The sequence below is a fragment of the Deinococcus pimensis DSM 21231 genome, assembly GCF_000519345.1.
In the GTDB taxonomy this organism is placed as follows: domain Bacteria; phylum Deinococcota; class Deinococci; order Deinococcales; family Deinococcaceae; genus Deinococcus_A; species Deinococcus_A pimensis.
In genome coordinates this window covers 28,773-29,527 of record NZ_KI912635.1, presented here as the reverse complement: position 1 = coordinate 29,527, position 755 = coordinate 28,773, and the positions used below count along the sequence as shown (strand labels likewise).

2 pseudogenes are annotated in these 755 nt (G+C 72.5%); both read left to right on the top strand.

The features are described from left to right. Nucleotides 1-183: pseudogene (locus DEIPI_RS0107210) on the top strand (MFS transporter); the annotation flags it as partial. A 68-nt stretch (nt 184-251) separates the two neighbouring features. Further along, nucleotides 252-755 (top strand): annotated as a pseudogene (locus DEIPI_RS0107205) (nicotinate phosphoribosyltransferase); the annotation flags it as partial.

The window sequence follows — 755 nt, the reverse complement described above, 5'->3', positions numbered from 1 at the left end:
CGCCTCGCGAGCGTCGTGGCCCCCTCGCTGGGCGCGGCGCTCCTCACGACCGCGCTGCCGCTCGCGCTGGGCGTGTACGCCGCGTTCTTCCTGCTGGGCGCGGTGTGCACCCTCCTGATCCCGGTGGAGACGCGCGGGAGGGCGCTGGAGGACACCGTCGGGGAGGCGGCGGGCGCGGACTAGACGGGTGGGCGCGTGTGTTGTTTTCCTCAAGACGCCCCGCCGCGCGGGCGTGGCATCCTGACCGCATGATGGCCTCGCCCGCCGATCCGCTCCTCACGGACCTCTACCAGCTCACGATGCTCGCCGGCTACGTCCGCAGCGGTCTGCACGGGCAGGAGGCCACCTTCGACCTGTACTTCCGCCGCGCGCCCTTCGGGGGTACGTACGCCGTGTGGGCCGGACTGGAACCCGCGCTGGAGTACCTCGCGTCACTGCGCTTTGAGGCGCACCACCTCGACTACCTGCGCTCCCTGGAGATGTTCGACGAGGCCTTCCTCGACTACCTGCGCGCCTGGCGCTTCACGGGCCGCGTCACCGCCTTCCGCGAGGGCAGCGTCGTCTTCCCCAACGAGCCCCTGCTGAGCGTCACCGCGCCCCTCGGGGAAGGTCAGCTCGTGGAGACGGCCCTGCTGAACATCCTCAACTTCCAGACGCTCGTCGCGACGAAGGCCGCGCGGACGGTGCTCGCGGCGCGCTCCAGCCCCCACGGGGGCAGCGTCGTGGAGTTCGGCGCGCGCCGCGCGCAGGGCCCC